Origin of the sequence: Streptomyces sp. NPDC059900 (genome assembly GCF_050270335.1) — a bacterium.
GTDB lineage: Bacteria > Actinomycetota > Actinomycetes > Streptomycetales > Streptomycetaceae > Streptomyces.
This window is the reverse complement of sequence record NZ_JBNNJZ010000017.1, coordinates 1-26,803: the sequence shown is the minus strand read 5'-3', so window position 1 is coordinate 26,803 and position 26,803 is coordinate 1. Positions and strand designations below refer to the sequence as shown.

Sequence of the window (26,803 nt, the reverse complement as noted above, 5' to 3'; positions counted from 1 at the left end):
CACCCCCGTAAGAGAAAAGGAACCAACTCACCGTGATCGTCCGTTCGTTCAAGGACATTGAAGGCACCGACCGGCACGTGAAGTCCGCGTCCGGCACCTGGGAGAGCAAGCGCATCGTCCTCGCGAAGGAGCGAGTGGGCTTCTCGGTCCACGAGACCATCCTGTACGCGGGTACGGAGACGTCGATGTGGTACGCCAACCACATCGAGGCCGTCGTCTGCACCAAGGGAGAGGCCGAGCTGACCGACGACACGACCGGCAAGAAGTACACGATCACGCCGGGGACCATGTACCTGCTCGACGGGCACGAGAAGCACACGATGCGGATCAAGGAGGACTTCCACTGCATCTGCGTCTTCAACCCGCCCGTCACCGGTCGTGAGGACCACGACGAGAACGGCGTGTACCCGCTGCTCACGGAGCCGGAGCCGACGGCCTGAACCGCCGCGACCCGCGCTGAGCTCCGGCTCCGCGCCACAGGGCTGAGACACGCCCCCTGAATCTCCCCCGCCGCCCTCTTCCTCTGGGCGGCGGGGGTGTGCATCCCGGAAAGGGCCGTACGAGAGGAGAGGCAGGCAACACCATGACCACCGCACCCGAACGCACCGCCGACCTGTACCCGACGCGAGGCACCGAAGAGGTCCTCATCGAGCGCAAGGACCCCGTCGTGTGGTCCGCGCCGGGTACGCCGGGGCCGATCGAGGCCAATGAACTGGCGGGGTTCGAACGGGACGGTTTCCTGGCGATCGACCAGCTCATCACTCCGGACGAGGTGAACCTCTACCACTCGGAGCTGGAGCGGTTGATCGACGACCCCACGATGCGGGCGGACGACCGCTCCATCGTGGAGCCGCGCTCACAGGAGATCCGCACCATCTTTGAGGTGCACAAGATCAGCGAGCTGTTCGCGAGGCTCGCAGCCGACCCGCGAGTGGTGGGTCGGGCCCGGCAGATCCTGGGGTCCGACGTGTACGTCCACCAGTCCCGGATCAACGTGAAGCCCGGCTTCGGAGCCTCCGGGTTCTACTGGCACTCGGACTTCGAGACCTGGCACGCCGAGGACGGACTCGCGAACATGCGGACCGTCTCCGTCTCGATCGCGCTCACCAAGAATTACGACACCAACGGCGGCCTCATGATCATGCCGGGGTCGCACAAGACGTTCCTCGGCTGTGAAGGCGCGACGCCGAAGGACAACTACAAGCGGTCCCTGCAGATGCAGGACGCGGGCATTCCCTCGGACGAGACGCTGACCAGCCTCGCCGCTGACTACGGCATCCGGCTCTTCACCGGTGAGGCGGGCTCTGCCACCTGGTTCGACTGCAATGCCATGCACGGTTCGGGGGACAACATCACGCCGTTCCCGCGAAGCAACGTCTTCATCGTGTTCAACAGCGTGGAGAACACGGCGGTGGAGCCGTTCTCGGCGCCGGTACGGCGGCCGGAATACATTGGGGCCCGGGACTTCACTCCGGTGAAGTAAGCGGTCTCGTAGGAGAGTTGGCCCGGCACCCGGGGGTGCCGGGCCACACTTGGCTCCCGGTTCAGCAGCCCCGGTTCACAGCGCCGGGTAGTCCGTGTAGCCCTTCTCCGTGCCGCCGAAGAACGTCGCCGTGTCGGGCGAGTTGTACGGGCCGCCGGCCTTGAGGCGGGCCGGCAGGTCGGGGTTGGCGAGGAACAGCGCGCCGAACGCGACGACGTCCGCCGTGCCGTCCTCGACGAGGGCGAGGGCGTCGGATCCGGTGGGGCCCTCGGTGGCCGGGTTCAGGACGAAGGTTCCGTCGAAGCCGCCGCGCAGCGTGTTCACCAGATCGCGGATCGGCCCGGCCTCCATGACGTGCAGGTACGCAAGACCCAGGGCGCTCAGCTCCTTCACCAGGAGGGTGTACGTGGCTTCGAGGCCGTCCGCGGGCTCGGAGATGCTGTTGAAGGGGTTACCCGGCGAGAGGCGCAGGCCGGTGCGGGCGGCGCCGATCTCCGCCGCGACCGCCCTTGCCGTCTCGACCGCGAAACGGATGCGGTTCTCGGGGGCGCCGCCCCATTCGTCGGTGCGCAGGTTCGAGCCGGGCGCCAGGAACTGGTGGATCAAGTAGCCGTTGGCGCCGTGCAGTTCGACTCCGTCGAAGCCCGCGTCGATCGCGTTGCGGGCGGCGCTCACGAAGTCCTCGATGGTGGCGCGGACCTCGTCGCCGGTCAGTTCGCGGGGCGTGACGAAGTCCTTGGGACCCTCGGCCGTGTACACCTGGCCCTCGGCCGCGACGGCCGAGGGGGCGACGTTCAGCGAGCCGTCGGAGAACAGCACCGGGTGGCCGATGCGGCCCGCGTGCATGAGCTGGGCGAAGATCCGGCCGCCTGCGGCGTGGACGGCGGAGGTGACCTTGCGCCAGGACTCGACCTGCTCCGCGGAGTGCAGGCCCGGGGTGTCCGGGTAGCCCTGGCCGATGAGCGAGGGCTGGATGCCCTCGGTGATGATCAGGCCCGCCGAGGCGCGCTGGGCGTAGTACTCGGCGGTGAGTTCCGTGGCGGTGGCGTCCGCGCCCGCGCGGCTCCGGGTCATCGGGGCCATGGCTATGCGGTTGCTCAGGGGCGTGCCGGCGAGGTCGAGGGAGTCGAAGGCGGTGGTCATCGGGGGCTCCTGGGGGAGTATTTATTGGTCGGCCAATTAATTGAACCGGGCGCCACCCTAACTCATTCCTTGGCCGGCCAAGTTAATCTGGTGGGACTGGACCGCGCCCCCGACTGCCCCCTGCCGGCGTCGTGTCGCCTCGCCTACCGCCCTCCCAGGAGTACCGATGAAAGACCCGGCCGAGCCCGCCTGTCCCCTCCCCACCGCGCAACGGCGGGGTCCCGTCAGCCACACCGTGAGCCGGGTGGCCCGGCTGCACCGGATCGCGGCGGGCAAGGTGCTGAAGGAGGTCGGGCTCTACCCCGGTCAGGAGTTCGTGATGATGTACCTGTGGGACGCGGGGGCCGCGCGGCAGTCCGACATCATCAAGGCGGTGGGCCTGGACCCGTCGACGGTCACGAAAATGCTGCAACGCCTTGAGCAGGCAGGACACGTCCAGCGCCGCCCGGACCCGGACGACCGCCGCGGGGTGCTCGTGGAGGCCACGGAGGCGAGCTGCGGGCTGCTGGCGGACGTGGAACAGGCCTGGGCCGATCTGGAGGACCAGACCCTGGCGGGCTTCGACGCCCGGGACCGCGCGGAGCTGTCACGGCTGCTCGGGCGGGTGGAGGCGAACTTGTGCACGGACACGGCGGAGTGTGCGCGGGATGCGGAGGGCAGGGCTTAGCGGGGCGCACCGGTGACCGCCGCACCGGTGGCCACCGGGCCGGGAAAGCCGCGCGGGTCAGAGCCAGGCCAGCGATGCCGCTCGGTTCAGGACGTGCTCCGCGGCGGACTCGTCGCCGGAGAGCCCCCTGGGAACCCCCGCGGGGTCCACCCTGCCGCCCATGAGCAGGCAGAAGTCCACCGGGTCGAGGACAAGCTCCGCGCTCACCGGCTCCGCCCCGTTGCCCAGGATCCACGAGACCTCGCCGCCGTCCCCCGCGACGGTCAGCGCGACGGCCGGTGCCGTCGCGCCGAGGGCGAGTCCCAGGATCCGCACGGCCAGCCGCACCAGCTGCCACAGGTGGGGCGTGCGGGGCGGCGGAACCGGCAGGTCCAGAGCCCTGCCGATGTCCTCCGTGTGCACCCACGCCTCGAAGGCCCTGACCAGGAAGTGGTCCGCCAGCGGGAGCCGGGCGCCCATCAGCGTCGTCGCCCGGCCCGCCAGTTCCGGATCGTGCGCCTCCGGTGCGGAAAGCAGCGCGTTCGCCTGGTTGCGCCAGGACGCGACGGTCTCGGCGGGGGTACGGCCGCGCTCACGGGCGAGGACCTCCTCCGTACGGGCCGCCCACGCCTCGCGCCACGACGTGCCGTCCACGCCGTCGAACTCCCCCGGCACCCGCAGGCCGAGGCGCACGGCTAGCGGCTCGTCCGCGGCCAGCAGATGCGCGACCGTGTCGTGCACGTCCCAGTCGTGCACGACGGGAACCCCCCACGCCCCGCGGTCGTCTAGCTCCCCGAGGAGCGCCTGGAGCCCGGCGACGCCGGCGGCGTACGGCGCCGCGTGCGAAGCCGTGCGGGAAGCCGCGGGACGGGTGCGCAGAGCCAGGGCCAGGCCCCGCCCGGCGGGAGCGGCCCCGTTGGTGACGGGCGGCCCGTCCAGGTCCCGTACCACCGCCCGCAGCCGCGCCGCCTCCGCCGCGCACGGATCGCAGTCGGCCAGATGCGGCGCGAGGGTCCGCTCGTCCCCCGGCATGAGCGCGCCGACGGCCCAGGCCCCGAGAAGTTCGCGTACGGCTTCGTGATCCGTGGTCATCACGCGCCTCTTTCGCCTGGAGCGTCGGCAAGTGCCGGGTCGGGTGGTTCGGTCAGGGCTTCGGCCAGCTTGCGCAGGGCCGTGCGTAATCGGGTCTTCGCCGTTCCCTCGGGAATGCCGAGTTCCACGGCCGCCTGACGGTACGTGCAGCCCGCGAAGTACGCCAGGTGCACCACCTGGCGCTGCGGGAGCGGCAGCCTGGCCAGTGCGGAGTGCAGGAGCAGGGAGCGTTCTCGTGCCATGACCACGTCTTCCGGGGGCGGGTCCGGGGTGGGGATGGTGTGCAGGGTCGTGTCGTCGGCATGGGCCGCCTTGCGGTGGCGCTCCTCGCCGCGTACCCAGTCCACCGCCCGGCGATGCGCCAGCATGCTCAGCCAGGTGCGCAGACTGCCCCGCCGCGCGTCGAACGCGTAGGGCCGCGACCAGAGATGGGCGAAGACCTCCTGGGCGACGTCCTCCGCCCCGGCGGGGCTGCGGGTGACGCGTCCGGCGATGCGGTGGACGAGCGGGCCGTAGGTGTCGTAGACCTCGGCGAGGGCCGTCTCGTCGCCGTACACCAGGCGCTGGTGCAGGTCGGTGTCCGGATGGGACTGTTCCGCCACTGAACACCACCGCCTCGTGAGGCCACGCCGTGCTGCCTTCCTAGCGCCCCGCCGCCCCTCGCGCCAGTGTTCAGCCGGAGAGCACGTCAAGGATCCTGTCCACGTCCGCCTCCGTGTTGTACAGATGGAACGAGGCTCGCAGGTGTCCCGCCCGCGCGGACGTGAAGATCCCGGCCTGCCGCAACTCGGCTTCCTTGCCGCCGAGTCCGGGGACCGCGACGATCGCGGACTCGCCGGGCACCGGCTCGTGTCCCAGTTCGGCGAGCCCCGCGCGGTAGCGGGCCGCCAGCGCCGTGTCGTGGGCGTGCACCGCCTCGACGCCGGTCGCCTCGATGTGCGCGAGCGACGCGGCTGCTCCGTGGTAGGCGAGGAAGGCGGGCGGTTCGTCGAACCGGCGCGCGTCGGGGGCGAGTTCGGACAGCGGTCCGTACGTGGAGTGCCAGCTGTCCGCCGAGGCCATCCACCCGGCGTGCAGCGGGACGAGGGATTCCTGCGCCTCCTCGCCCACGGTCAGGAACGAGGTGCCGCGCGGGCAGAGCAGCCACTTGAAGGCACCGGTGACGGTGTAGTCGTACGCGCTGGCGTCGAAGGGCAGCCAGCCCGCGGCCTGGGTGGCGTCGTTGAGGGTGCGGGCGCCGTGGGCGGCGGCGGCCGCGCGCAGCGCCGTGTCGTCGGCGATGCGGCCGTCGGCCGACTGCACGGCGGAGTACACGACCAGGGACGTGGTGGGGCGTACCGCTTCGGCGAGGTTTTCGAGGGGGGCGAAGCGGATCTTGAGGTCGCCGCGCACCACGAAGGGGTTGATGATCGAGCTGAAGTCCCCTTCGGGGAAGAGGATTTCGGATCCCGCCGGCTGCGCGGCGGCGATCAGCCCGCAGTGCACGGCGACCGAGCCGCCGACCGCCACCCGCCCGCCGGGCACGCCGACGATCCGCGCGAAGGACGCGCGGACCGCTTCCACGATCCCGAAGTCGCCCGCGCCGTCGCCCCTGCCCGCGCCGTTATCGGCCGCGAGGCGCTGGACCGCCTCGACCGCGCGGGCGGGCAGCAGGCCGCATTTGGCGGTGTCCAGATACGTCGACGTGGGCGCGAACTCGGCGCCGTTGTTGATCCCCATGGGATCAACCTTCGCGCTCGTTCACGTCCGCGTCCATTACGCGTCCGCCGACGCGGCCGGTCCGGTGACGGCTACGCGTCGTTGCTCCCGGTCTGCGGGACCGCGCAGCCGTCGGGGCCGCAGGCGTCGCCGTCCGCGAGGGTGGTGAGCGGTGAGCGGCTGCCCCATGCCTGTTCGAGGGCCTGCGCGAAGACGTCGGCGGGCTGGGCGCCGGAGACCCCGTACTTGCGGTCGAGGACGAAGAACGGCACGCCGTTCGCGCCCAGTTCGGCGGCCTCGCGCTCGTCGGTGCGGACGTCGTCGGCGTAGCGGGCGGGGTCGGCGAGGACCGCGCGCGCCTCGTCCGCGTCGAGACCGGCGGCGACCGCGAGCTCCACGAGGCGCTCGTCGTCGTCGAAGACGGAGCGCTCCTCGGCGAAGTTGGCGCGGTAGAGGAGCCCGAGCAGTTCGTCCTGCCTGCCCTGTTCCTTGGCGAAGTGCAGGAGGCGGTGCATGTCGAAGGTGCTGCCGTGGTCGCGGCCCTCGGTGAGGTAGTCGAGGCCTTCGGAGGAGGCGTTCACGCCGAGGTTCCGCTCGGCCTCCTTGGCCTGCTCCTCGCTCATGCCGTACTTCTTGGCGAGCATCGGGATCACGAGGCCGCTGTCGCCCTTGGCCCGCGAGGGGTCGAGCTCGAAGGAGCGGTGCACCACCTCGACGTCGTCGCGGTGCGGGAAGGAGGCGAGCGCCTTCTCGAAGCGGGCCTTTCCGACATAGCACCAGGGACAGGCGATATCGGACCAGATCTCGACGCGCATGTGACTAGCTCTCTCCAGGTCGAACGGTAGTGCGGAGGGTCCCTCCGGTCAGTTGAAGAACGTACGACCTGGCCCTGTCATTCCCGGACACCCCCGGTCGCCCCCGGGCCGCTCACTCCCCGGCCGGCACGGCGAGCCGCATCCGCAGGTGCGTGCCCGCGCCCTCGCCCGGCTGCGCGGGATGCCACCCGTGGCGGGCGTAGAAGGCCTGGGCGCGGCGGTTCTCCCGGTGGACGTCCAACGTGGCCACCCGGATGCCGTCGGCTCGCCACTCCTCCACGCAGGCGGCGTGCAGCGCCGTGCCAACCCCGGCGCGCCAGTGCCCGGGGTCGACGTGGAACTGGAAGAGCGCCACGGTGTCCGCCGCCTCGCCCTCGGGCATACGGAAGGACGCGAGGCCCACGATCCTGCCCTCGCGGACCGCGCACAGCACATGCCCGTCACGGCGCTCGACGGCTCCCCGCCACAGCACGGCCCCGTCGACGCCTTCGTCCGGCAGCCCTTCCGGGTAGTACGTGGCGCGGGCGCGCGCGTGCAGGGCCGCGAGGGCCGGGGCGTCGGCGGTGACGGCGGTGCGTATGACGGTCGGCATCACGGTCCGCATCGTGGTGGGGAGGGCAGAGTGGATCATGCTGCGAAAGACGCGTTTGCGGAGCTTTGGGTTCCAAGGCGGCTGAACTGGACGCGGTAGGCGCTCGGCGTGAGCCCGGTGCGGCGCACCAGGTGGCCGCGGAGCGAGTCGGCGGTGCCGAGCCCGCAGGCCTCGGCGACCCGGTCCATGGGGAGCTTCGTCGTCTCCAGGAGCTCCTTGGCCCGCTCGATGCGCTGGTGCAGGAGCCATTGCAGCGGACTCACCCCGCTCTCGGCGTGGAAGCGCCGGGTGAGGGTGCGCACGCTGACGCCCGCGTGCCGGGCCAGGTCGGTGAGCGTGAGCGGCTCGTCGAGGTGGCGCATGGCCCAGCCGCGGGTGTCGGCACAGGCGTTGCCGCGCTCGGGCGGCAGCGGGGTCTGGGTGAACTGGGTCTGGCCGCCGGGCCGTACGGGGGCGACGAGCGCGGCTCTGGCCACCTCGTTGGCCACGGCCGCTCCGTAGTCGGTGCGGATGACGTGCAGGCAGAGGTCGATCCCGGCGGCGTACCCGGAGGACGTCATGACCTGGCCGTCCTCCACGTAGAGGACGTCTCCCTTGAAGGTCGAGCGCCGGATAGCGGCTGCGCAGTTCCTCGGCGAGCTGCCAGTACGTGGTCGCGCTGCGCCCGTCGAGGAGCCCCGCCTCGGCGAGCACGAAGGCGCCGCTGCAGATGGAGGCGATGCGCCGGCCCGCCGCTGCGGCCTCGCGGACGGCGGCGACGGTCCCCGGGTCGGGTTCGTAGCGGCTTCCGGTGCCCGCGACCAGGAGGGTGTCCGCGTCGCGTACGGCGTCCAGGCCGTGCTCCACGTGGAGGCTGAGACCGCCGGTGGTGGCGACGGGGCCGGGCTGCGGGGTGCAGACGACCACCTCGTATCCGGGGCCGCCCGCGAGATCGACCTTTCCGAAGAGCATCTCGGGGATCGCGAGGTTGAACATCGACACGGGCGAGGGGGCGATGACGGCGACGCGGTGCGGCCGGTGGGCGGGCTTCGGGCGGGGCATGGCCAGAACCTCCGGAGGTATGGCGTTCAGGCCACTACTGTAGCCGCGCCGCCGTCCGCAGACTCATGGACATGGCAACGAACTCCCTCACCGAAGGCTCCCTCACCGTGGGGCACTCGGCGCAACCCGCACCCGCCCCGGGCGACGGCAGGCGCCGCACCTCCCCCGGCCTCACGCTCACCGCCGCCATGCTCGGTTTCGCCCTGATCACGCTCGACGCCTCCGTGGTGAACGTGGCGCTGCCCGCGATCGGCGACTCCCTGGGCGGCGGCATGTCCGGGCTCCAGTGGGTCGTGGACGCCTACACCCTCGCCTTCGCCGCCCTGATGCTCTCCACCGGCGCGTTCTCCGACCGGATCGGCGCGACCCGGGCGTACGCGATCGGCATCACGGTGTTCACCGCCGCGTCGGTGGCGTGCGGGCTCGCTCCCTCGCTGCCCGTGCTGATCGGCGCGCGGGTGGTGCAGGGCGTGGCGGCCGCCGTGGTCCTGCCCGCCTCGCTCTCGCTCGTGCGCCAGGCCTACGCGGACGCGGCCAGGCGGGCGCGTGCGGTGGCGATGTGGGCGGCGGGCGGTTCGGTGGCGGTGGCGCTCGGTCCGGTCGCGGGCGGCGCGCTGACCACCGCGTGGGACTGGAGCGGCATCTTCTTCATCAACCTCCCGCTGGGGGCGGTGGCGCTGGTGCTCCTGCTGCGGGCGCCGCGCTCGGAGCGGCGGCCCGCGCCGCTGGACGTGCCGGGCCAGTTGCTCGCGGTCCTGACGCTGACGGCCGTGACCTTCGCCGTCATCGAGGGCGGTACGGCGGGGCTGCTGGCCCTGGGCGTCGCGGTGGCGGCGGGTGCGGTGTTCCTGCGGACGGAGGCGCGGCAGGCGCATCCGGTGGTGCCGCTCGGTCTCTTCCGCGACCGGACGGTGGCGATCACCGTCGCGGCCGGGGCGGCGTGCAGTGTCGCCTTCTACGGGCTCGTCTTCGTCTTCAGCCTCTTCTTCCAGGAGGTACAGGGGCGTTCGGCGCTGTGGGCCGGGCTGATGTTCCTGCCCATGACGGGGCTCATCGCGGTCACGAACCTCTTCGCGGGGAAGCTGGCGGCGCGGGTGGGGCCGCGGGTTCCGATGCTCGCGGGGCAGTCGCTGGCCGTCCTCGGACTGCTGGCCCTACTGTTCGCCGACGCGTCGACGCCTGCGGTCGGCCTCGCGTTCCTCATGGTGCCGCTGGCGCTGGGGTGCGCGCTGACGATTCCGCCGCTTACGGCGGCGATGATGGAGGCGGTGCCTGCCGACCGGGCCGGTCTTGCCGCGGGGGTCCTCAACTCGGCCCGGCAGGTGGCCGGGGGTCTTGGGATCGCTGCCTTCGGGGGGCTTGTGGCGGGGGACTTCGTCCCGGGGACGCGGATCAGTCTGCTGATTGCTGCGGGGCTGCTGGCGGCTTCAGGTCTGGCAACGCTGGGGCTGCGGCGGGGGCAGTGAATTTTCCCCAACCCCGCCCCTTCCCGAAAACCCGCTCGGCGCGGGAGCCTTCGTTGCCGTCATCACCGGCTCCGCCGGGTTCGTCCTCAATCGCCGGACGGGCTGAGAGGCTCCGCTGCTTGACTCGTCAGGACCCGTCCCTCAGACCCTGCGGCCAGTTCGGACGGAACTCGATCCCGTCATACGTCACCACGCAGCCCTCCCCGACCGGGGACTGCGCCATGAAGCCGACCAACGCCGCGCCCGCCGTCTTCTCCTCGCCCAGGGAGAAGATCCGGACGAACGTCCACTCCTTGCCGTCCGGGGACGCGTGGAAGGCGAACGCCGAGCCCGTGCGGCTGATGCGGAGCCAGACGCTGCTGCCGTCCACCACGAAGGCGTTGGCGTCGTCGGAGCGGCCGCGGGTGACGACCGTGCAGACCGTCGCCTCGTCCGGCGACCGCTCCAGGCAGAGCTTGGCCCACTCCCGGTCGCCCACGTGCAGGTACAGCACGCCCGCGTCGAACGCCGCCGCGAAACCGACCGTCACCCGGGCGATCAGCTGGAAGTCCCCCTCGGGCGCGCCGAGCAGACGGGGCGCGTCCGACGCGGGGTCGAGCGCCTCGCCCGTCGGCGGCACGAAGCGGTCCTGCCGGGCGCCCGCCCAGCCGGTGAGCACGCCGTCCTCGTACGACCAGTTCCCGTCGGGACCGTACGTACGCAAGGAGAAGGGCAGTTCGGGGATGTTGACGTCCATGGACGTCAGTGTTCCAGGCGCCCTTCGTAGCGGCGCGGGAGCCCCAGCGGATTGTCGTCCCGCAACTCGGGCGGCAGCAGCGCCTCAGGCGTGTTCTGGTACGCGACGGGACGCATCCAGCGCTCGATCGCCGTGCCGCCCACGGAGGTAGAGGTCGACGTCGTCGCCGGGTACGGCCCGCCGTGGTGCTGCGCGGGCGCCACCGCGACGCCGGTCGGCCAGCCGTTGACCAGCACACGCCCGGCCAGCGGCGTCAGTTCGGCGAGCAGCGCCGCGCCGCGCCCCTGGCCCGCGGCCTCGTCGGCGGACAGCTGCACCGTCGCCGTGAGGTTGCCGGGGAGCCGGGTGAGCACGTCAGTGATCTCCGCCTCGTTCTCGTAGCGCGCGACGACCGTCACGGGGCCGAAGCACTCCTCCAGGAGCAGATCGTGCTCGCCCTCGGTGGCCAGCTTCGCCGCAGGGACCGTCAGGAATCCCGCGCTCACCGTGTGCTCGCTGCCCGCGCCCGGCGTCACCGGCGCGTCCACGTCCGGCAGTTCGCCGCGCTCGCGCACGCCCGCCACGAAGTTGTCCCGCATCCGGTGGTCCAGGAGCACCCCGGCCTCGGTGTCGCTGACGGCTTCGGTCAGGGACTTGACGAACCGGTCGCCGCCCGCGCCCGCCGGCGCGAAGACCAGGCCGGGCTTGACGCAGAACTGGCCGACGCCGAGCGTCATCGAGCCCGCGAGGCCGGTCCCGATCTCCTCGGCGCGCTCGACCGCCGCCGCCTCGGTCACGACCACTGGGTTGAGGGAGCCGAGTTCGCCGTGGAAGGGGATCGGCACGGGGCGGGCCGCCGCCGCGTCGAAGAGGGCACGGCCGCCGCGGATGGAGCCGGTGAAGCCCGCTCCGGAGACCAGGGGGTGCTTGACCAGCTCGACGCCCGCCTCGAAGCCGTGCACGAGGCCGATGACGCCCTCGGGGATGCCGTGCCTGGCCGCGGCCCGCCGCAGCGTCGCTGCCACCAGCTCGGAGGTGGCCGGATGGTCCGGGTGCGCCTTGACGACCACGGGGCAGCCCGCGGCCAGCGCGCTCGCGGTGTCGCCGCCGGGCACGGAGAAGGCGAAGGGGAAGTTGGACGCGGAGTAGACGGCCACGACGCCCAGCGGGATCTTGTAGCGCCGCAGGTCCGGGATGGGCGGGGTCGCGCTGCTGTCGGGGTGGTCGATGACGACGCCGAGGAAGCCGCCCTCGTCGACCACGTCCGCGAAGGCCCGCAGCTGGAAGCAGGTGCGGGCCAGCTCGCCGGTGAGCCGGACGGGACCGAGCGCGGTCTCCGCGTCCGCGGCCTCCACCAGGTGGTCCTTGGCTCCGTCGAGCAGTTCGGCCGCGGAGCGCAGGAAGGCGGCGCGTACGGTGCGGTCGGCGAGCGCGTCCCCGGCGGCCAGTGCGGCACGTACCGCCTGATCCACCTCCTGGGCTGTGGCTTCGACCGCAACCTGTTCGCGCTGCTTCCCGGTTCGGGGGTCGACACTCCAGACTGGTGCTGCTGCCACCGCGGGGTCCTCCAGAGGTGATGCCACAGATGTGCTGCCACCCACCTGGGCTGTTCGATATGCTGAACGCTGTCTCCGATGATGAATAGCGGAGACTTCGGAGACTATTTCTCGTCGAACTAAGGGGTCAAGGGCGATGTCGGCTGGCGAGACTGGCGGGGCACAGGTCAAGTCCGCGGTGCGGACGGTGGAGTTGCTCGAATACTTCGCGGGCCGCCCCGGAATGCACTCCCTGGCCGCCGTGCAGGAAGCCGTCGGATATCCCAAGTCCAGCCTCTACATGCTCCTTCGTACGCTGGTGGAGCTCGGCTGGGTGGAGACGGACGCCACGGGCACGCGGTACGGGATCGGGGTACGGGCACTGCTCGTCGGCACGTCGTACATCGACGGCGACGAGGTGGTGGCGGCGGCGCGGCCGACGCTCGACCGCCTCTCGGACGACACCACGGAGACGATCCACCTGGCGCGCCTCGACGGCACGAACGTCGTCTACCTCGCCACGCGCCAGTCCCAGCACTATCTGCGCCCCTTCACGCGCGTGGGCCGCCGCCTCCCGGCGCACTCGACGTCCCTGGGCAAGGCGCTGCTGGCCACCCACACCGACGAGCAGGTCCGCAAGATGCTCCCGGAGACGCTGCCCGCGCTGACCGAGCACACGATCACCGACCGCGAGAAGCTGATCGACGAGCTGCGCACGGTCCGCGAGCAGGGCTTCGCGGTGGACCGCGAGGAGAACACGCTCGGCCTGCGCTGCTTCGGCGTCGCGATCCCGTACCGCACGCCCGCGCGGGACGCGATCAGCTGCTCCGTGCCGGTGGCGCGGCTGACTCCCGCGCACGAACAGATGGTGAAGGACGCGTTGTTCGACGCGCGGGACCGATTGTCACTGGCGACTCGTAGGCTCTGACCATGGTCGCCATACATGTCATCCTGCGCCCGGTGCACGACAGTGATCTCCCGGTCTTCTACCGGCAGATGAACGATCCCGAGTCGAACCGCGTGGCCGCGTTCACCTCTCCGAAGACGTCCGACTGGACGCTCTTCGAGGCCCACTGGAAGGGACTTCGGGAGTCGGCCGACGTCGTGGCGCGCACGGTCCTGGCGGACGGCGACGTGGTGGGCAGCGCGGCGGTGTACGGGGAGCCGGGCGAGCGGGAGGTCACGTACTGGATCGACCGCGCGTACTGGGGCCGCGGGCTCGCCACGGCCGCGTTGCGGGCCCTCTTGGAGGAGGTCCCCGAGCGTCCTCTCTACGCCCGCGCGGCCGCGGACAACGCAGGGTCGCTCCGGGTCCTGGAGAAGTGCGGGTTCCGGGTCACCGCCCGTGCGAGCGGGTTCGCGCATGCGCGGGGCGAGGAGATCGCGGAGGACGTTCTCCTGCTGGAGAGCTGAGGCCGGCGCGGGGCCTTGTCCCTCCTCCCCCGCACGGCGGAGGAGGATCATCGTCGGGCAGGACGCGGCCCGTGCCCGGTGGCGGGAGCGTGGAGGGCATGAGAGCCCTGCGCGCCGTCGCCGTCCTCGCCGCCCTGCCCTACCTCGCCCTCAAACTGGCCTGGATCGCGGGAAGCCACATCGGCATCCCCGAGGACAGCACCCTCCTCGAACACCGCACCACCATGATCTTCGCCAACGCCCTCACCCTCCTCATGGACGCGGGCGTCATCCTCCTCGCCCTCGTCCTGACCCGCCCCCGGGGCCTGCGCACCCCCGCATGGCTGCTCGCGTTCCCGATGTGGGCGGCCACGGGACTGCTGACGCCGATCATGGCCGGGTTCCCGCTCCAGCTCCTGGTCAAGGCGCTCGGCGGCAGCATCAACCGGCCCTCGGCGAAGGACGGCGGCGGCGCCTTTCTCGACGAGTGGGTCTTCGGCGTCGTCTACGGCGGCTTCATCCTCCAGGGCCTGGCCCTGGGCGCCCTGTTCGTCCGCTACGCACGGACCCGCTGGGGCCACCTCTGGCGGGGCCGGCTCCTCGACCTGCCCCGCGGCGGCCTGCCCCGCGCAGGCTCCCAGCGGGCCACCGCCGTCGCCGCCGCCCTCCTGGCCCTCGTCCCCGCCGCCCTGCACCTCCTGTGGCTCACCGGCTCCACGTTCGCCCTCGACGCGGCGCGCGCCGAGGACCGTACGACCGACTTCTACGTCCTCGAAGCGATGGACCTGGTCTACCTCGGCTCCGCCGTGACCGGCGCTCTGCTCATCGCCTTCCGGTGGGCCCCCGCCCTGCCCGTCCGGGTCCCGCTCGCCCTCGCCTGGACCGGCTCGGGCGCGATCGCCTGCTGGGGCGGCTGGCTGCTGTTCGCCACGTTCGTCGGCACGGACGACATCGCCCGGCAGCCGACGGCGGGAATGCTCCTGGCCTACGCTGTGCAGATGATCGTCGGGACGCTCGTGGCCACCCTCGGAGCACGCTTCCTCAGGGAGCGGGAGCGAGAGCGGTCGGGCGCGGTCACCACGGCGGCGCGGCTCCCCGCGTGAGAGCTTTCGCGACGGCCCTGACCGCTCTCTTCGGGCGCCGGGCGCGGCGCCGGTGGATCCATCTGATCCTCGGCGGCGCACTCGCCATGCCGTACGTCTTCGTGGGCTCCGTCATCGTCGGGCCGCTGCTCGGCGAGGACAACGTATTCGGCTCGATCACTTCCCAACTCGGCGCGTTCGCCGTGGGGTTGCCGCTCGCCGCGATCACCGCGCTCTTCCCGCTCACCCGGCCCATGTCGGTGGCCGCCGTACGCGCACTGTGCGACGTGCCGGGCGAGGTGCTGGCCGACGGGCCCGCCCGGTCACGGCAGGCGCGCGGGCGCACCGTGGCGTGGTTCACGCTGCACCTCGGGTTCGGCGGGGTCATCAGCGGGATGTCCCTCGCCCTGCCGCCGTTCGCCGCGGTGCTCGTCGCGCTGCCCTTCGTCGCCGCGCTGCGGGACAGCAGGGTCGGGATGCCCGAAGCGCTCGGCGAGGGCTGGATGCTCGCGCTCTGCCCGGTCGCCGGGGTCCTCGGCCTCGTCGCGCTCGCGGGGTGCGCGGCGGCGGCCGGGAACCTGCTCGCGCGCTGGGCGCCCGCTCTCCTGGGGCCCTCGCCCGCCGACCGGCTCGCGGCGGCCGAACAGCGCGCCGCGGACCTCGCCGTGCGCAACCGGCTCGCGCGGGAGTTGCACGACTCGGTGGGGCACGCTCTGAGCGCCGTCACGCTCCAGGCGAGCGCCGCCCGCAGGGTCCTCGACCGCGACCCGGAGTTCGTCCGCGAGGCGCTCGCCGCCATCGAGGAGACGACCCGGCGCACGGTGGGGGAACTCGACGCGGTCCTCGGCGTACTGCGGGAGGGCGGCAGCGACGGGGCGAGTCCGACCGCGCCGGCCCCCACCCTCGCCGCCGATCTCGACGGGCTCCTGGGGCGCACCCGCGCGGGCGGCCTGCGGGTCAGGGCCACGGTCGACCTCGGCCCCGGCGGCCCGGACGCCCTGCCGCCGATGGTGTCCCGCGAGGCCTACCGCATCGTCCAGGAGAGCCTGAGCAACGCGCTGCGGCACGCGGGCCCCGACGCCCCGCTCACCCTCCGCATCGCCCTGGACGGCGCCGACCTGGAGATCGTCGCGGAGAACCCGCTGCCCCGCACCGCCCCCGTCTCCCGCCCCGGCGGCGGCCACGGCCTGCGCGGCATCACCGACCGGGCCAGGCTCCTGGGCGGCACGGTCCGCGCGGGCCCGGACGACGGGGTGTGGCGCGTGGACGTACGACTCCCCCTGAAGGGACCCGCCGAAGGGCCCCGTGCGACGACAGAACCGAAGGGACCCGTACGCACATGACCGAGACAGCCGAGGCAGCCACCGTCCGCATCGTGCTCGCCGACGACGAGCGCATGGTGCGCACCGCCCTGCGCGTGATCCTGGCCGCCGAGCCCGACCTGGAGGTCGTCGGCGAGGCGGCGAGCGGCGCCGAGGCGGTGTCCGTCGTGCGCGAGGTGAAGCCCGACGTGGTGCTCATGGACGTGCGCATGCCGGAGATCGACGGCATCAGGGCCACCGAGCAGATCCTGCGCACGCTCGCCGATCCGCCGCGCATCGTGGTCGTGACCACCTTCGAGAACGACTCCTACGTGTACGAGGCGCTGCGCGCCGGGGCGTCGGGGTTCCTGCTCAAGCGGGCTGACGCGGACTCCCTCGTACAGGCGGTGCGGCTCGTGGCGCGCAGCGACTCGCTGCTCTTCCCGGCGGCGGTGCGCGCCCTGGCCGCCGAGCACGGGCGCGCGAAGCCCGCGCCGCCGGCCTGGGTGGGCAGGCTGACGGGGCGCGAGAGCGAGGTGCTGAGGCTGATGGCGGCGGGTTTGACCAACGCGGAGATCGCGGGTCGGATGGGGGTCGGCCCCGCGACGGTGAAGACGCATGTGGCCTCGGTGCTCGCCAAGACGGGGGCGCGGGACCGTACGCAGGCGGTGATCGCGGCCTACGAAGCGGGCTTCATGGACGCCGGCTGATCCCGGCACCGCCGCCGGATCGCAGTATGAGGAATCTCTGAGAAAACCGGCAGAACGGAACGAATAGCTCCGCGCCGTTCGTCCTTTTACGGGATGAACAAGACGATCAGGCGCGCCTCGGTCTTCACACTGCTGCTTGTGGTCGCCCTCCTTGTGCGGGCGACATGGGTGCAGTTCTACGACTCGAAGGCGCTCGCGGACGACAAGCAGAACCGGCGCAACGCGATCGAGCAGTACGCGAACCCGCTCGGCGACATCATCGTGGGCGGTGAGGCGATCACCGGCTCCGCGCGGACGAAGGGCAGCGACCTCAAGTACAAGCGCACCTACAAGGACGGCGAGCTGTACTCGTCCGTCACGGGCTACAGCTCGCAGGTGTACGGGGCGACTCAGCTGGAGGGCATCTACAAGGACGTCCTCGACGGCACCGACAACCGGCTGAAGAACCCGCTGGACACGGTCACGAACAAGCGCGCCGATCCGGGTGACGTGGTCACGACGATCGATCCGGCGGTGCAGAAGGCCGCGTACAAGTCGCTCGGCAACAAGAAGGGCGCGGCGGTCGCCGTCGACCCGAAGTCGGGCAAGATCCTCGGCATGGTGTCGTCCCCCTCGTACGACCCCTCGGACATCAGCGGTTCCACGGACTCCGAGAAGTGGTCGGCGCTCCTGAAGGACAAGGAGAAGCCGATGGTCAACCGCGCGCTGCGGCAGCCGCTGCCGCCGGGTTCGACGTTCAAGCTGGTCGTCGCGGCGGCCGCGCTGGAGGACGGGCTCTACGGTTCGGCGGACACGAAGACCAAGAGCCCCAATCCGTACATGATGCCCGGCACGACCACCCCCCTGAGGAACGAGAGCGCCTCCGCGCCCTGCGAGGACGCGACGATCCGTACGGCGCTCCAGTACTCGTGCAACAACGTCTTCGGCAAGATGGCCGTCGACCTGGGCCAGGACAAGGTCAAGGCGATGGCCGAGAAGATGGGCTTCAACACCGACAAGCTGGACGTGCCGGTGCGCGCTTCCGAGAGCGTGTACCCCTCGGACATGGACAAGGCCCAGACGGCGCTGACCGGCATCGGCCAGTTCGACGTGACGGCGACGCCGCTCCAGATGTCGATGGTCTCCGGAGCGATCGCCAACGGCGGCGAGCTGGTCTCGCCGCACATGGTGTCGCAGATCTCGGATTCGGGCGGCGACGTCCTGGAGTCCTTCGACGACCCGGACTCGCAGCGGGTGATGAGCGAGGACACGGCGAGTCAGCTCCAGTCGGCGATGGAGACGGTCGTCGAGAAGGGCACCGGAACGAACGCGCGGATCAGCGGCGCGGACGTGGGCGGCAAGACGGGCACGGCCCAGCACGGCGAGAAGAACAGCAAGACGCCGTACGCCTGGTTCACCTCGTACGCCAAGGGCAGCGACGGCAAGGAGGTCGCGGTGGCGGTCATCGTCGAGGAATCGGACGCGGCGAGGTCCGAGGTGAGCGGCAACGGCCTGGCGGCGCCGATCGCGAAGGCGATGATGTCGGCGGCCCTGAACCGCTGACCGCTTTCCTGTTCTCCCACCGCTGGGAGCAGGCGCGTTCCGCGGGCGGAACGGGTGGGCACAGCCCACGGCCGCGGGGTGCCGGTCAAGAGACGGGCACCCCGCGGAGGTCAACGGCGCGACCGCCAGACCTGCCGGCCCCACAGGGCGGCAAGCGGCACCAGCGCCCCCACCACCGCTCCCCCGGCGAAGCCGAGCCCAGTGCCGGAGTCACCGTCGCCCAGGGCCGCGGTAACGCCCGCCAGGGCAAGGGCGACCAGCAGGAAAGCCACCAGCAGGTAGAACTTCCGGCTCAGGAAGTTCCACCGCTCGGGCACCCCCGGCGGCTGCGAGATCTCCGCTTCAGGACCGAGGCTCGCAGCCACCGGTCGCTTGAACCACGCGTACACGATCCAGTTCCCGCACGCCTCCCAGCCGTCGGGAGCCAGCCGCTCGTCAAGCCCCTCACGCCCGCGCGTGACCAGCTCACGCCGGTACTCCCAGCGCTGCGGCCGATCGAGGCTCCGGTGGCTGACGAAGCGCCCGAGCGCGTCGACGCGCTCGACCTCCCACCCCTCGCCGCCGAAGCGGTTCAGGAGCTCCTCGTCGACATATGTGTCGGCGGTCCACCGCCACGTCTCGACGTGCGCGTCGGCGTGCGCGTCAGGAACCGCGGGGCCCTGGCCCCCCGAGGGCGCCAGCTCGCGCGCGAAGTCCTCCACGGGCCCGAACTCCGCCTCCGGGTCCGCGCCGCCCGACTCCTCCAGGTGCGCCGCCAGATCGGCGAGGGTCGTCTCGACGCGGTCGGACGGCACTCCCTGCGTCCGCAGCCGCTCGGCGAGATCGTCGAAGTAGCTCATCGCACACCCGCCTTCGCCAGGGCCTCGCGTACGGATCCGTCGAAGGCGAGCCACAGCCCGCCCTGCTCGCCGAGCGTGTCGCGCCCGGCGTCCGTCAGGGAGTAGTAGCGCCGGCCGGGTCCCTTCTCGGTGACCCGGAACTCCGCGGCGACCAGGCCGGCCTCCTCTAGGCGGTTGAGCACGGGATAGAGCGTGCCGCCCTTGATCTGGCCGAACCCGGCGGCGCCGAGCAGCTTGGCGATCTCGTAGCCGTAGCTCTCGCCGTCGGTGAGACTCGCGAGCACGAGCAGATCCAGTACGCCCTTGAACCAGCTGGCCCGGCGGTCGGTCTTCGCGCCTCCGGAGGCGGGTGCGGCCATGGTCAGCTTCCCTTCGGGGCGGGCGCGTGGACGGGCACGCTGCCGATCGGCTCCGGCTCGGGGAGCGTCAAGTCCCGTGCCGAGAGGGCGACATGGATGACGACGGGCAGCAGCAGGCTCCCGGTCGACACATAGAGTCCGGCGAACAGCGCCCCGACGAAGGCGAAGGCGATGGCGCCGCTGCGGCCCTGGTAGAGGCCCGCGAGGGCGTACACCAGCACGGAAACGGCCGCCGCCGCATAGAGGTCGAGGCCGAGCACGCCGACGCAGAAGGCGATCAGAAGACCGCGGTAGACGAGTTCGGCGCAGATGCCGTCAGTGACGGCGACGGCGATCGCGAGGCGGCGCTCCTGCGCCGTGCGCGGCAGCATCGCCCTGATCGAGGCGAGCCCCGGCACGTTCCTGCCGCCTTCGGCGAGGGTGCGCATCTTCCGCCCCGACATCACCGTGACCACCAGGAACACGACGATGACGACGGCCGTGGTTAGCGGCGATTCGGGCGCCGCGACGCCGAGGTCGGCGGCGGTCATGCCCGGTGAGAGCAGCAGCGCCGCCACGGCGAGCGCGGCGAAGACCCACCAGAAGACGAGCACAAAGGTGAAGTAGCCGACGAGAGCGCGCGGTTCGGTGTCCCGGCGGCGGGCGAGCGAGCCGTAGAGACGGCGGCCGAGCCAGGGCTCACCGAGCAGCAGATAGGCGCCGATGACGGCCGTGATGGCCGTGGACGCGACCGAGAAGTCCGGCGAGATGGTCATGGGATTCCCCCTTCCCGACGGGGTCGTGCGGCTGGTGGCGCACGCCGCACGACCCCATGAGCATGTGAGCTACCTAGACCGTAAAGCGACCTAGTCAGGAATGCAACCTATCTCGCGATGCTCACCACGCCGACGGACAGCGGACTACTCCACGAAGTACGTCGGGTTCGGCAGCTTGTACGTCTTGTCCGCGTATCCGCCCGCGAGGTCGGAGACCTGGTCGCCGAAGCTGCCGACGATGTCGTAGCCGGTCGACTCGATGTGCTTGCGGGTGCCCTCCTTGAACTGCACGGTGGTGCACTCCCACTTGGCGGGCGTGGCGCAGTTGCTCAGGTAGGCGGGCGGCGCGGTCTTGTTCTTGGTGAACACGTGCTGGGTGTCGAGCTGCGTGTCGTACCCGGCCTTGGCGAGGTTGGTGACCGCGCCCTCGCGCTGGGCCTCGCTCAGGCCGGTCAGGAAGAAGACCTCGACGCCCTTGCCCTTGGCGTACTTCACGAGTTCGGGCATGCCGAAGACGGCGGGGCGCTTGGCCGCCTTCACGTAGGCGTCCCACGTGCCGCTGTTGTACGTGTAGTTGGTGGACTTCTCGTAGTCGAAGCTGAGCAGCGAGGTGTCGTCCACGTCGAGGACGATCGCGGGCTTCTTGCCGTGGCGGCCGTTCTTCGCGCCGTGCGCGGCGGCCTTCTTGATGTCCTTCTTCGCCTTGGCCTGGATGCGCGCCAGGTCCTTGGCGTACGGGCTGTCGGGCGAGGAACGCCAGACGCCGTCGGCGTCCTGGTGGGCGCCGTAGTAGTCGTCGATCTCGCCGACGAGCAGGCCGATGTTGTGGGGTTCGGCGGTGTGCCGCGCCGAGGAGTTGTCGGCGGTGGCGGCACCGGTGCCGTACAGCGCGGCGCCGGCGACGGCACAGGCGGTGGCGATGCCCGCCACCCGTAGGGACTTGCGCATGGGACGTACTCTCCGGATCAGGGTCGGGGCCGCAGGGCCCGTGCAGGGGCAACGAGTTCGAGCAGGTCAATGCCTGTCTACGCGCACTGTCTACGCGCATCACACGCATCTGCGCGAGACCCTTTGCCCGATCGATACCTGATCCGGGGAAAGCCCGGTGCCCGGGGCGCTCGGAGGGGGCGCCCTACGCGCCCGGCGTCCAGCCCGGGTCGCGCCCGCTGAGACCGATCACGCGGTCGAGGCGCGAGGCGTCGTCCGGCACCGGGAACACGGCCCCGAACAGGCTGTTCCCGGAGCCGTCTCCCTCCTCGGGCGTGAGCAGGTCCTTGGCCACCCCGAGGCTCAGGGCGTCGGGCTCGTAGGCCTGGCCGGTCGCCCGCGCCAGGTCCCAGCCGTGCACGACGAGTTCGTCCATGGCGACGGCACCCGCGACGGCACCGGGCAGATCGAGGCCGCCCGCGCGGGTCATGCCCTCCCACGCGGCCGGGTCGCGCCAGGCCTCCGCCAGCTCGTCGAGCAGCTTCGGCAGGTCGCCGCGCCACCCGGGCCCGACGTCCGGCACGACGCTGCCGGGGTCCCGGTCGAGGTGGGGCCCGAAGTCCTTGCGCGCGGCGTCCCGGAACGCGCCGGTCAGCTGGATCAGATGGCCGAGGAGATGGCGCACGCGGTACTCCGGACAGGGCGTCGCTCCTTCGAGCTGCCCGTCGGCGACGCCTTCCGCGACGGCCGCCACAAGCCGGGCCTGCGGCGCGAAGTCGATCATCTCCGTCATGAATCCTCCCGAATCCCGGCGGCCCTGACCCCTGTAGAGACCGCACCCTTGCCCCTGTAGACCGGCCCGGCGCCCGGAACTCATCGCCGGACCGGTCACCCGGAACCGGGAGATCCGGCTACTTCACGCCGGCCCAGCGCTTGATCGTCGCGGTCGCCTCGGCCTGCTCGGCGGCGGGCAGCTTGGCGATGGACGCGCCGTGGTTGGAGCCGGGGACCTCGTAGCGGTAGGAGTCGCGGTGGCTCGGGGTGAACCTCTCCGCGCTCCACGGGTCGTTCTCGCCGTAGACGAACATCATCCGCTGGCCGCGGGTCTTCACCCAGCGGTCGACGTCGGCGGTGGTGCTGTTGTTGTAGGAGCCGCGCATCGCCTCGGGCAGGACCGAGTTGGGCTGGTAGATGTCGGGGTAGCGGCGGACGTCCCTGAGGTGCTTGAACGCGAGGTCGGCCCAGCCGAGCTGGGTCGCGGCCTGGCGGTAGTAGGGGCCCGTGCCGTTCGTGCCGAGGGTCTCGTCCTGGTAGACGCTGAAGCCGTGCTTCTTCGACCAGTCGTAGAGCTCGTCGTCGCTTGCCTTCTTCGCGTCGGGCACGGTCGGGCAGTTGTCGATGCTGCCGCTCTGCCAGAAGTTCCACACCTGGTCGAGCACCGCGAACTCGTAGGCGCGGTCGGTGGTGCCGAGCGTCTCCTCGAAGGTGTCGCCCGCGGCCTTCGCGTCCGCCTCGAACTTGGGCAGCAGCGCCGCGCGGCGTACGAGCATCTCGCGCTGCACGGCGTCGAGCGCGCTGCGGCACTCGGCCGTGCCGACCGTCCTGAAGAAGCGTTCGTAGCCGCTGTCGTCCCTGTTGTTCGCGTCGTTCGGGGCGACGAACGCGACGACCGCGTCCAGATCGCCGGGGTAGAACCGCTCGTGGTACGTCGCCGTCATGCCGCCCTTGCTGGCGCCCGTGCCCAGCCACTTGCCCTTCTCGATGCCGCGCAGGGCCTGCGTGAGGCGGTGCTCGTCGGCGGCCTCCTGCTGGACGGTGAGCTTGGACCAGTCGGCGCCTGCGGCGCCCGCGGGGCGGGACTGCTCGAAGTAGCGGTGTTCGACGCTGACCTGGTTGGCGTCGATCAGCTTGGTGAGGGCCGTGGTGTTGGACGCAAGCGTGTAGCCGCCGGTGTAGAGGACGGTCGGCTTGTCCGTGGCCTTGTGCCAGAGCGTGGCGCGCTGGGTGAACGTGCCGGCGCGGGGGTTGCCGTGGTCGACGGGCTGGGCGTAGGTGAGCGTGTAGAAGGGGTGGCCCTCCCTGTCGGCCACGGAGACGACCTTCATGCCGGGGATCTTCTCCAGCCGGTCCCGGATGTCGCCCGATGCGCCGGCCCGCCCGTCACCGGCCTGCCCGTCACCGGCCTGCGCGGCGGCGGGCACGGCCCCGCCGAGTACCGCCGCGCCCGCCATGAACCCGGCGCAGACCAGTGCCGATATCCCCTTGTTGCGCACCTTGTCTCCTCGTACTGGAGCGAAATGGTTGCGCGGATGGTAACCGCTTCCACTTCTGGTGCGACAGAGGCTATTTGAGGTGCGCCAGGGCCTCCGTCACCTGCGCCAGATCCGCGTCGGACGCCAATCCGGCGTGGTAGAGCCGCAGTTCGCCGGCGCCCAGGGTGCGTGCGTGCGCGGCGTCGGCGGCGAGCGTGGCGGGGCTGCCGCCCATGCCGGAGACCACGGTGAAGTTCGCGGCGAGGGTGGTACGGGCCGTGCGGTGCGCGTCGAAGGGCGCAAGGGCCCCGGCGCCGCCCGTGCAGGGCACGACCACGCCGTCGGCCACGGAGAGGATGTGCTCCGGGTCGACTCCGGCGTTGGCCCCGCAGTGATAGGCCACCGGGTCGGCGTGCAGCAGCACCCGGAAGCCGTCCGGCGCCTCGGCGCGCACGGCCGCGATCGCCGCCTCCTGGAGGGTGCGGGCGGTTTCCTCGCGCCACGCGCGCGTGGCGGCCGCCCGCTCGGCGCCGAGGAGCTTCTCCACCGCCTCCCAGCCGCCGGAGGGCTCCTCGCCGCGCCACACGGGCTCCAGGGCGTCGCGCACCCCGGCCGCGAGAGCGTCGGGGTCGAGCCCCCGGCCCGCGTACCCCGCACGGCAGTCCGCGCAGAAGCACAGCGACATCAGGTACTGCCCGGCTTCCCCGAGCTGCACTCCCGCGATCTTGTCGTGGGCGTGCAGATGCGCGAGGCCGTACCAGCCCAGGGACTCCAGCTCGGTGCCGCGCGCGCCGGGGCGTACGGCGGCTTCCGCGGCGAGGTCGACGAGGTACGCGCGCGTGGCGGGCCGTGCGATGCACGGGGCCCAGGGATAGCGGTCTCCGTAGGCGTTGACCACGGAGGTGTCCGGATGGTCGGCGCCCATCCGGGAGTTGTGAGCGAGGACCACCCAGGTGTGCACGTCGAGCCCGGCGTCCGCCAGCGCTTTGGCAGCCTCTCCGTAGGCGTCACCCGGGGCCCAGTCCCCGGCGGCGTACGGGCACAGCTCGCGACCCTGCCACCGGTCGCCGGGTTCGTAGAGCACCGCCGCGTGACCGGCGGTGACGATGCGGTGGCGGGGGTGGCGCGGGGTCAGGGCGCGCGTCGAGTGGTAGGCGGAGGCGAGGGTGACCTGCCGGACGCCGAGGGCGGCGATGCGGGCGGGCGCACCGGGGTCGCCGACGACGTCCCAGGGGTACAGGAAGGCGGAGGTCCTCACGCGCTCTCCTCCCGCAGCAGGGCGCGCCCCTGCTCGGTCAGTTCGGCCAGGCGCTTGATGTGGTCGTCGGCGGGTTCGTGCAGCGGCGTCCGCACCTCGCCGACGTCGAGCCCGGCCATGCGCACGCCCGCCTTGACCAGCGAGACGGCATATCCGCGGCCCTCGGCGCGCAGCTCCACGAAGGGCCGGTAGAAGCCGTCGACGAGCCGGTTCACCAGGGCGTCGCCCTCGGCGGTCCGGGCGTTGAAGGCGCGGTGGAAAGCGAGCGCGATGTCGGGCGCGAAGCAGAAGGCCGCCGAAGAGTAGAGCGTGATGCCGATGCCGCGGTAGGCGAGGCCGGTGAGCTCGGCGGTGGGCAGGCCGTTGAAGTAGAGGAAGTCCTCCGGGCCTTCGGCACGCACGGCGCTGACGATGCGCTGCATGAGGTCCATGTCGCCGAGGCCGTCCTTGAAGCCGATGATGCCCTCGACGCGGGCGAGTTCGACCACCGTCTCCGGGGTGAACACGGCGTTGTCGCGCTGGTAGACGATGACGTCGAGGGAGGTCGCCGCGGCCAGTTCGGCGTAGTGGGCGAGGAGCCCCTCCTGCCCGGCGACGACGAGGTAGGGCGGCATCGCGAGCAGCCCGTCGGCGCCCGCCTCCTCGGCGAGCTTGGCGTACCGCACGGCGAGCGCGGTGCCGTACCCGGCGCCAGCGACCACCGGCACCCGGCCCGCCGACTCCTCGGCGGCCGCGGCGACGCACGCCGAGAACTCCTCGGGCGTCAGGGCATGGAACTCGCCGGTGCCGCAGCAGGCGAACACGGCAGCGGCTCCCGCCTCGATGCCCGCGCGCACGTGCGCGCGGAAGACGTCGAGGTCGACGGCGCCGTCGGGGCCGTAGGCGGTGACCGGGAAGAACAGCGGCCCGCTGGGGACGTTGAGTCGAGCGGCGAGGGGTGCTGACGTCACGGGCTCTCCCTTAGCGTGCACGTTTCTGATCCACGTCCATATTTCTGAACGACTCCACGCTAAGCCGCCTCCTGATCCCCGGTCAAGCGGCGGGCCCGGCAAGAGATCGGGAAGAGAACCGCGATCGAGGAGCGGATTCCCCGCGTCCGTACGACACTTGACTCGGCAAGGCATTGATCCTTAGTTTGTCCACGGATGTGAATGCCGTGCGTGCACACGAACGACGCCGTACGTGGACAGAACGCAGCCGCCGAGCAGCCCCTGATCCGAGGAGACCCCCTCATGCCCGCTCCCCGCACCGTCCTGCTCACCGGCGCCGCAGGCGGCCTCGGCACCCTCATGCGGGGGCTCCTTCCGGCGTACGGCCACGAACTGCGACTGCTCGACGTGCGGCCCATCGAGGGCGAGCCGGACGCGATCACGGCCGACCTAGCCGACAAGAAGGCGCTGCGGGAGGCCGTGCGGGGCGTCGACGCGGTCATCCATCTCGCGGGCATCTCCCTGGAGTCCTCCTTCGACAAGATCCTGCGGGCGAACATCGAGGGCACGTACAACCTCTACGAGGCGGCGCGCGAGGAAGGCGTCCGCCGTGTCGTCTTCGCCTCCTCCAACCACGCGGTGGGCTTCACGCCGCGGCCCGTCGGCGACGACCCGCTGATCCCGGTGGACACCCCGCGCCGCCCCGACACCTTCTACGGCCTCTCGAAGTCCTTCGGCGAGGATCTCGCCCAGTTCTACTGGGACAAGCACGGGGTCGAGACGGTCTCGGTGCGGATCGGCTCGTGCTTCCTGGAGCCGACCAGCGTGCGGATGCTGTCCGTCTGGATGAGCCCCGGCGACGGCGCCCGCCTCTTCCACGCGGCGCTGACCGCCCCGCAGGTGGGGCACACCGTGGTCTACGGCTCGTCCGCGAACACCCGGCTGTGGTGGGACCTCTCGTCGGCGCGCGCGATCGGCTACGAACCGCAGGACGACTCCGAGCAGTACGCGGACAAGCTCGTCGCCGAGCAGGGAGAGCTGGACCCCTCGAACCCGGACCACGCGCACCTCGGCGGCCACTTCTGCACGAACCCGCCGGTCTGGCCGTACTAGGGCCTGTCGTCAAACTCCCGTCGTCCGCCCGGAGGGCGGGCCGCGCGGCGTCAGGTGCGTGCTCTCGGCGCGCCGGGCGTAGACCCTCGTACTGGACGTACTTGGGTCTGCGCCCGGT

27 protein-coding genes and 1 pseudogene are annotated in these 26,803 nt (G+C 71.7%); 11 read left to right on the top strand and 17 right to left on the bottom strand.

Going from position 1 to position 26,803, the window contains the following annotated elements; all coding sequences use genetic code 11:
• The first annotated feature begins 32 nt into the window (after positions 1-32).
• Together ACQKIP_RS05170 and thpD are read left to right on the top strand one after the other, a co-directional pair.
• Positions 33-440, top strand: coding sequence for an ectoine synthase (locus tag ACQKIP_RS05170; protein ID WP_365853249.1), 408 nt, complete (start codon positions 33-35; stop codon positions 438-440).
• 143 nt (positions 441-583) lie between these two features.
• Entirely contained in the window at positions 584-1,483 is a 900-nt protein-coding gene (gene thpD, locus ACQKIP_RS05165; protein WP_365853247.1) for an ectoine hydroxylase, read from the top strand.
• A gap of 75 nt (positions 1,484-1,558) precedes the next feature.
• Here thpD and ACQKIP_RS05160 read toward each other — a convergent pair whose 3' ends face one another.
• Positions 1,559-2,626 (bottom strand): alkene reductase, encoded by a 1,068-nt coding sequence (locus tag ACQKIP_RS05160; RefSeq protein ID WP_365853245.1) that lies wholly within the window; start codon positions 2,624-2,626, stop codon positions 1,559-1,561.
• Between the two features lie 166 nt (positions 2,627-2,792).
• Between ACQKIP_RS05160 and ACQKIP_RS05155 the strand changes: the two genes are divergently transcribed.
• The gene (locus tag ACQKIP_RS05155) at positions 2,793-3,293 is read left to right on the top strand and encodes a MarR family winged helix-turn-helix transcriptional regulator (protein ID WP_365853243.1); all 501 of its coding nucleotides are present in this window, start codon (positions 2,793-2,795) and stop codon (positions 3,291-3,293) included.
• Positions 3,294-3,350: 57 nt separating this feature from the next.
• Here the strand turns inward: ACQKIP_RS05155 and ACQKIP_RS05150 are convergent, their stop codons facing one another.
• The 6 genes and pseudogenes from ACQKIP_RS05150 to ACQKIP_RS05125 all read right to left on the bottom strand — a co-directional run bounded on the left by ACQKIP_RS05150 (position 3,351) and on the right by ACQKIP_RS05125 (position 8,444).
• A complete protein-coding gene (locus tag ACQKIP_RS05150) occupies positions 3,351-4,364 on the bottom strand; it encodes a maleylpyruvate isomerase family mycothiol-dependent enzyme (RefSeq protein WP_365853241.1) in 1,014 nt (337 codons plus the stop codon).
• Positions 4,364-4,966: an RNA polymerase sigma factor gene (locus tag ACQKIP_RS05145; protein ID WP_365853239.1), complete on the bottom strand. Its 603-nt coding sequence runs from the start codon at positions 4,964-4,966 to the stop codon at positions 4,364-4,366. The genes ACQKIP_RS05150 and ACQKIP_RS05145 overlap by 1 nt, the downstream gene beginning before the upstream one ends.
• Positions 4,967-5,036: 70 nt before the next feature.
• The gene (locus ACQKIP_RS05140) at positions 5,037-6,083 is read right to left on the bottom strand and encodes an aminotransferase class V-fold PLP-dependent enzyme (RefSeq protein WP_365853237.1); all 1,047 of its coding nucleotides are present in this window, start codon (positions 6,081-6,083) and stop codon (positions 5,037-5,039) included.
• Between the two features lie 71 nt (positions 6,084-6,154).
• Positions 6,155-6,877, bottom strand: a complete 723-nt coding sequence (locus ACQKIP_RS05135; RefSeq protein WP_365853235.1) for a DsbA family oxidoreductase — start codon at positions 6,875-6,877, stop codon at positions 6,155-6,157.
• 112 nt (positions 6,878-6,989) lie between these two features.
• Positions 6,990-7,508: a GNAT family N-acetyltransferase gene (locus ACQKIP_RS05130; protein ID WP_365853233.1), complete on the bottom strand. Its 519-nt coding sequence runs from the start codon at positions 7,506-7,508 to the stop codon at positions 6,990-6,992.
• Positions 7,505-8,444: pseudogene (locus tag ACQKIP_RS05125) on the bottom strand (GlxA family transcriptional regulator). Before ACQKIP_RS05125 ends, ACQKIP_RS05130 begins: the two are co-directional and overlap by 4 nt.
• A 137-nt stretch (positions 8,445-8,581) precedes the next feature.
• On the opposite strand from ACQKIP_RS05125, the gene ACQKIP_RS05120 reads away from it, so the two are divergent.
• Positions 8,582-9,976 carry an MFS transporter gene (locus tag ACQKIP_RS05120; protein ID WP_427742197.1) on the top strand — a complete coding sequence of 465 codons (1,395 nt, stop codon included), beginning with the start codon at positions 8,582-8,584 and terminating at the stop codon, positions 9,974-9,976.
• A gap of 127 nt (positions 9,977-10,103) precedes the next feature.
• On the opposite strand, the gene ACQKIP_RS05115 is transcribed toward ACQKIP_RS05120, so the two are convergent.
• Positions 10,104-10,712, bottom strand: coding sequence for a DUF1349 domain-containing protein (locus ACQKIP_RS05115; protein ID WP_365853231.1), 609 nt, complete (start codon positions 10,710-10,712; stop codon positions 10,104-10,106).
• A 5-nt stretch (positions 10,713-10,717) separates the two neighbouring features.
• Entirely contained in the window at positions 10,718-12,247 is a 1,530-nt protein-coding gene (locus tag ACQKIP_RS05110) for an aldehyde dehydrogenase (NADP(+)) (RefSeq protein ID WP_365853229.1), read from the bottom strand.
• A gap of 136 nt (positions 12,248-12,383) precedes the next feature.
• Here ACQKIP_RS05110 and ACQKIP_RS05105 point away from each other — a divergent pair, with 136 nt between their 5' ends.
• From ACQKIP_RS05105 to ACQKIP_RS05080, 6 genes are all read left to right on the top strand, one after another.
• Positions 12,384-13,154, top strand: a complete 771-nt coding sequence (locus tag ACQKIP_RS05105) for an IclR family transcriptional regulator (RefSeq protein ID WP_365853227.1) — start codon at positions 12,384-12,386, stop codon at positions 13,152-13,154.
• Positions 13,155-13,165: 11 nt separating this feature from the next.
• Complete coding sequence (locus tag ACQKIP_RS05100; RefSeq protein WP_365853490.1) at positions 13,166-13,639, top strand: GNAT family N-acetyltransferase; 474 nt, start codon at positions 13,166-13,168, stop codon at positions 13,637-13,639.
• Between the two features lie 98 nt (positions 13,640-13,737).
• Entirely contained in the window at positions 13,738-14,721 is a 984-nt protein-coding gene (locus tag ACQKIP_RS05095) for a hypothetical protein (RefSeq protein ID WP_365853225.1), read from the top strand.
• Positions 14,718-16,043, top strand: a complete 1,326-nt coding sequence (locus ACQKIP_RS05090; protein ID WP_365853223.1) for a sensor histidine kinase — start codon at positions 14,718-14,720, stop codon at positions 16,041-16,043. The genes ACQKIP_RS05095 and ACQKIP_RS05090 overlap by 4 nt, the downstream gene beginning before the upstream one ends.
• Positions 16,040-16,711 (top strand): response regulator transcription factor, encoded by a 672-nt coding sequence (locus ACQKIP_RS05085; RefSeq protein ID WP_365853221.1) that lies wholly within the window; start codon positions 16,040-16,042, stop codon positions 16,709-16,711. The genes ACQKIP_RS05090 and ACQKIP_RS05085 overlap by 4 nt, the downstream gene beginning before the upstream one ends.
• 93 nt (positions 16,712-16,804) lie before the next feature.
• Positions 16,805-18,253, top strand: coding sequence for a peptidoglycan D,D-transpeptidase FtsI family protein (locus ACQKIP_RS05080; protein WP_365853219.1), 1,449 nt, complete (start codon positions 16,805-16,807; stop codon positions 18,251-18,253).
• Positions 18,254-18,363: 110 nt separating this feature from the next.
• Here ACQKIP_RS05080 and ACQKIP_RS05075 read toward each other — a convergent pair whose 3' ends face one another.
• The 8 genes from ACQKIP_RS05075 to ACQKIP_RS05040 all read right to left on the bottom strand — a co-directional run bounded on the left by ACQKIP_RS05075 (position 18,364) and on the right by ACQKIP_RS05040 (position 25,593).
• Complete coding sequence (locus tag ACQKIP_RS05075) at positions 18,364-19,092, bottom strand: hypothetical protein (protein WP_365853217.1); 729 nt, start codon at positions 19,090-19,092, stop codon at positions 18,364-18,366.
• Positions 19,089-19,451, bottom strand: a complete 363-nt coding sequence (locus ACQKIP_RS05070; RefSeq protein ID WP_365853215.1) for a PadR family transcriptional regulator — start codon at positions 19,449-19,451, stop codon at positions 19,089-19,091. Before ACQKIP_RS05070 ends, ACQKIP_RS05075 begins: the two co-directional genes overlap by 4 nt.
• A gap of 2 nt (positions 19,452-19,453) precedes the next feature.
• Positions 19,454-20,206, bottom strand: a complete 753-nt coding sequence (locus ACQKIP_RS05065) for a CPBP family intramembrane glutamic endopeptidase (RefSeq protein ID WP_365853213.1) — start codon at positions 20,204-20,206, stop codon at positions 19,454-19,456.
• A gap of 144 nt (positions 20,207-20,350) precedes the next feature.
• A complete protein-coding gene (locus ACQKIP_RS05060) occupies positions 20,351-21,154 on the bottom strand; it encodes an HAD family acid phosphatase (protein WP_365853211.1) in 804 nt (267 codons plus the stop codon).
• A 184-nt stretch (positions 21,155-21,338) separates the two neighbouring features.
• Complete coding sequence (locus tag ACQKIP_RS05055; protein ID WP_365853209.1) at positions 21,339-21,926, bottom strand: TIGR03086 family metal-binding protein; 588 nt, start codon at positions 21,924-21,926, stop codon at positions 21,339-21,341.
• A gap of 118 nt (positions 21,927-22,044) precedes the next feature.
• Entirely contained in the window at positions 22,045-23,406 is a 1,362-nt protein-coding gene (locus ACQKIP_RS05050) for a S28 family serine protease (RefSeq protein ID WP_365853207.1), read from the bottom strand.
• A 70-nt stretch (positions 23,407-23,476) separates the two neighbouring features.
• A complete protein-coding gene (locus ACQKIP_RS05045; RefSeq protein WP_365853205.1) occupies positions 23,477-24,643 on the bottom strand; it encodes a hypothetical protein in 1,167 nt (388 codons plus the stop codon).
• Positions 24,640-25,593: a 5-dehydro-4-deoxyglucarate dehydratase gene (locus ACQKIP_RS05040; protein ID WP_365853203.1), complete on the bottom strand. Its 954-nt coding sequence runs from the start codon at positions 25,591-25,593 to the stop codon at positions 24,640-24,642. Before ACQKIP_RS05040 ends, ACQKIP_RS05045 begins: the two co-directional genes overlap by 4 nt.
• A gap of 282 nt (positions 25,594-25,875) precedes the next feature.
• Between ACQKIP_RS05040 and ACQKIP_RS05035 the strand changes: the two genes are divergently transcribed.
• Positions 25,876-26,685: an NAD-dependent epimerase/dehydratase family protein gene (locus tag ACQKIP_RS05035; protein WP_365853201.1), complete on the top strand. Its 810-nt coding sequence runs from the start codon at positions 25,876-25,878 to the stop codon at positions 26,683-26,685.
• Positions 26,686-26,803: the final 118 nt, after the last annotated feature.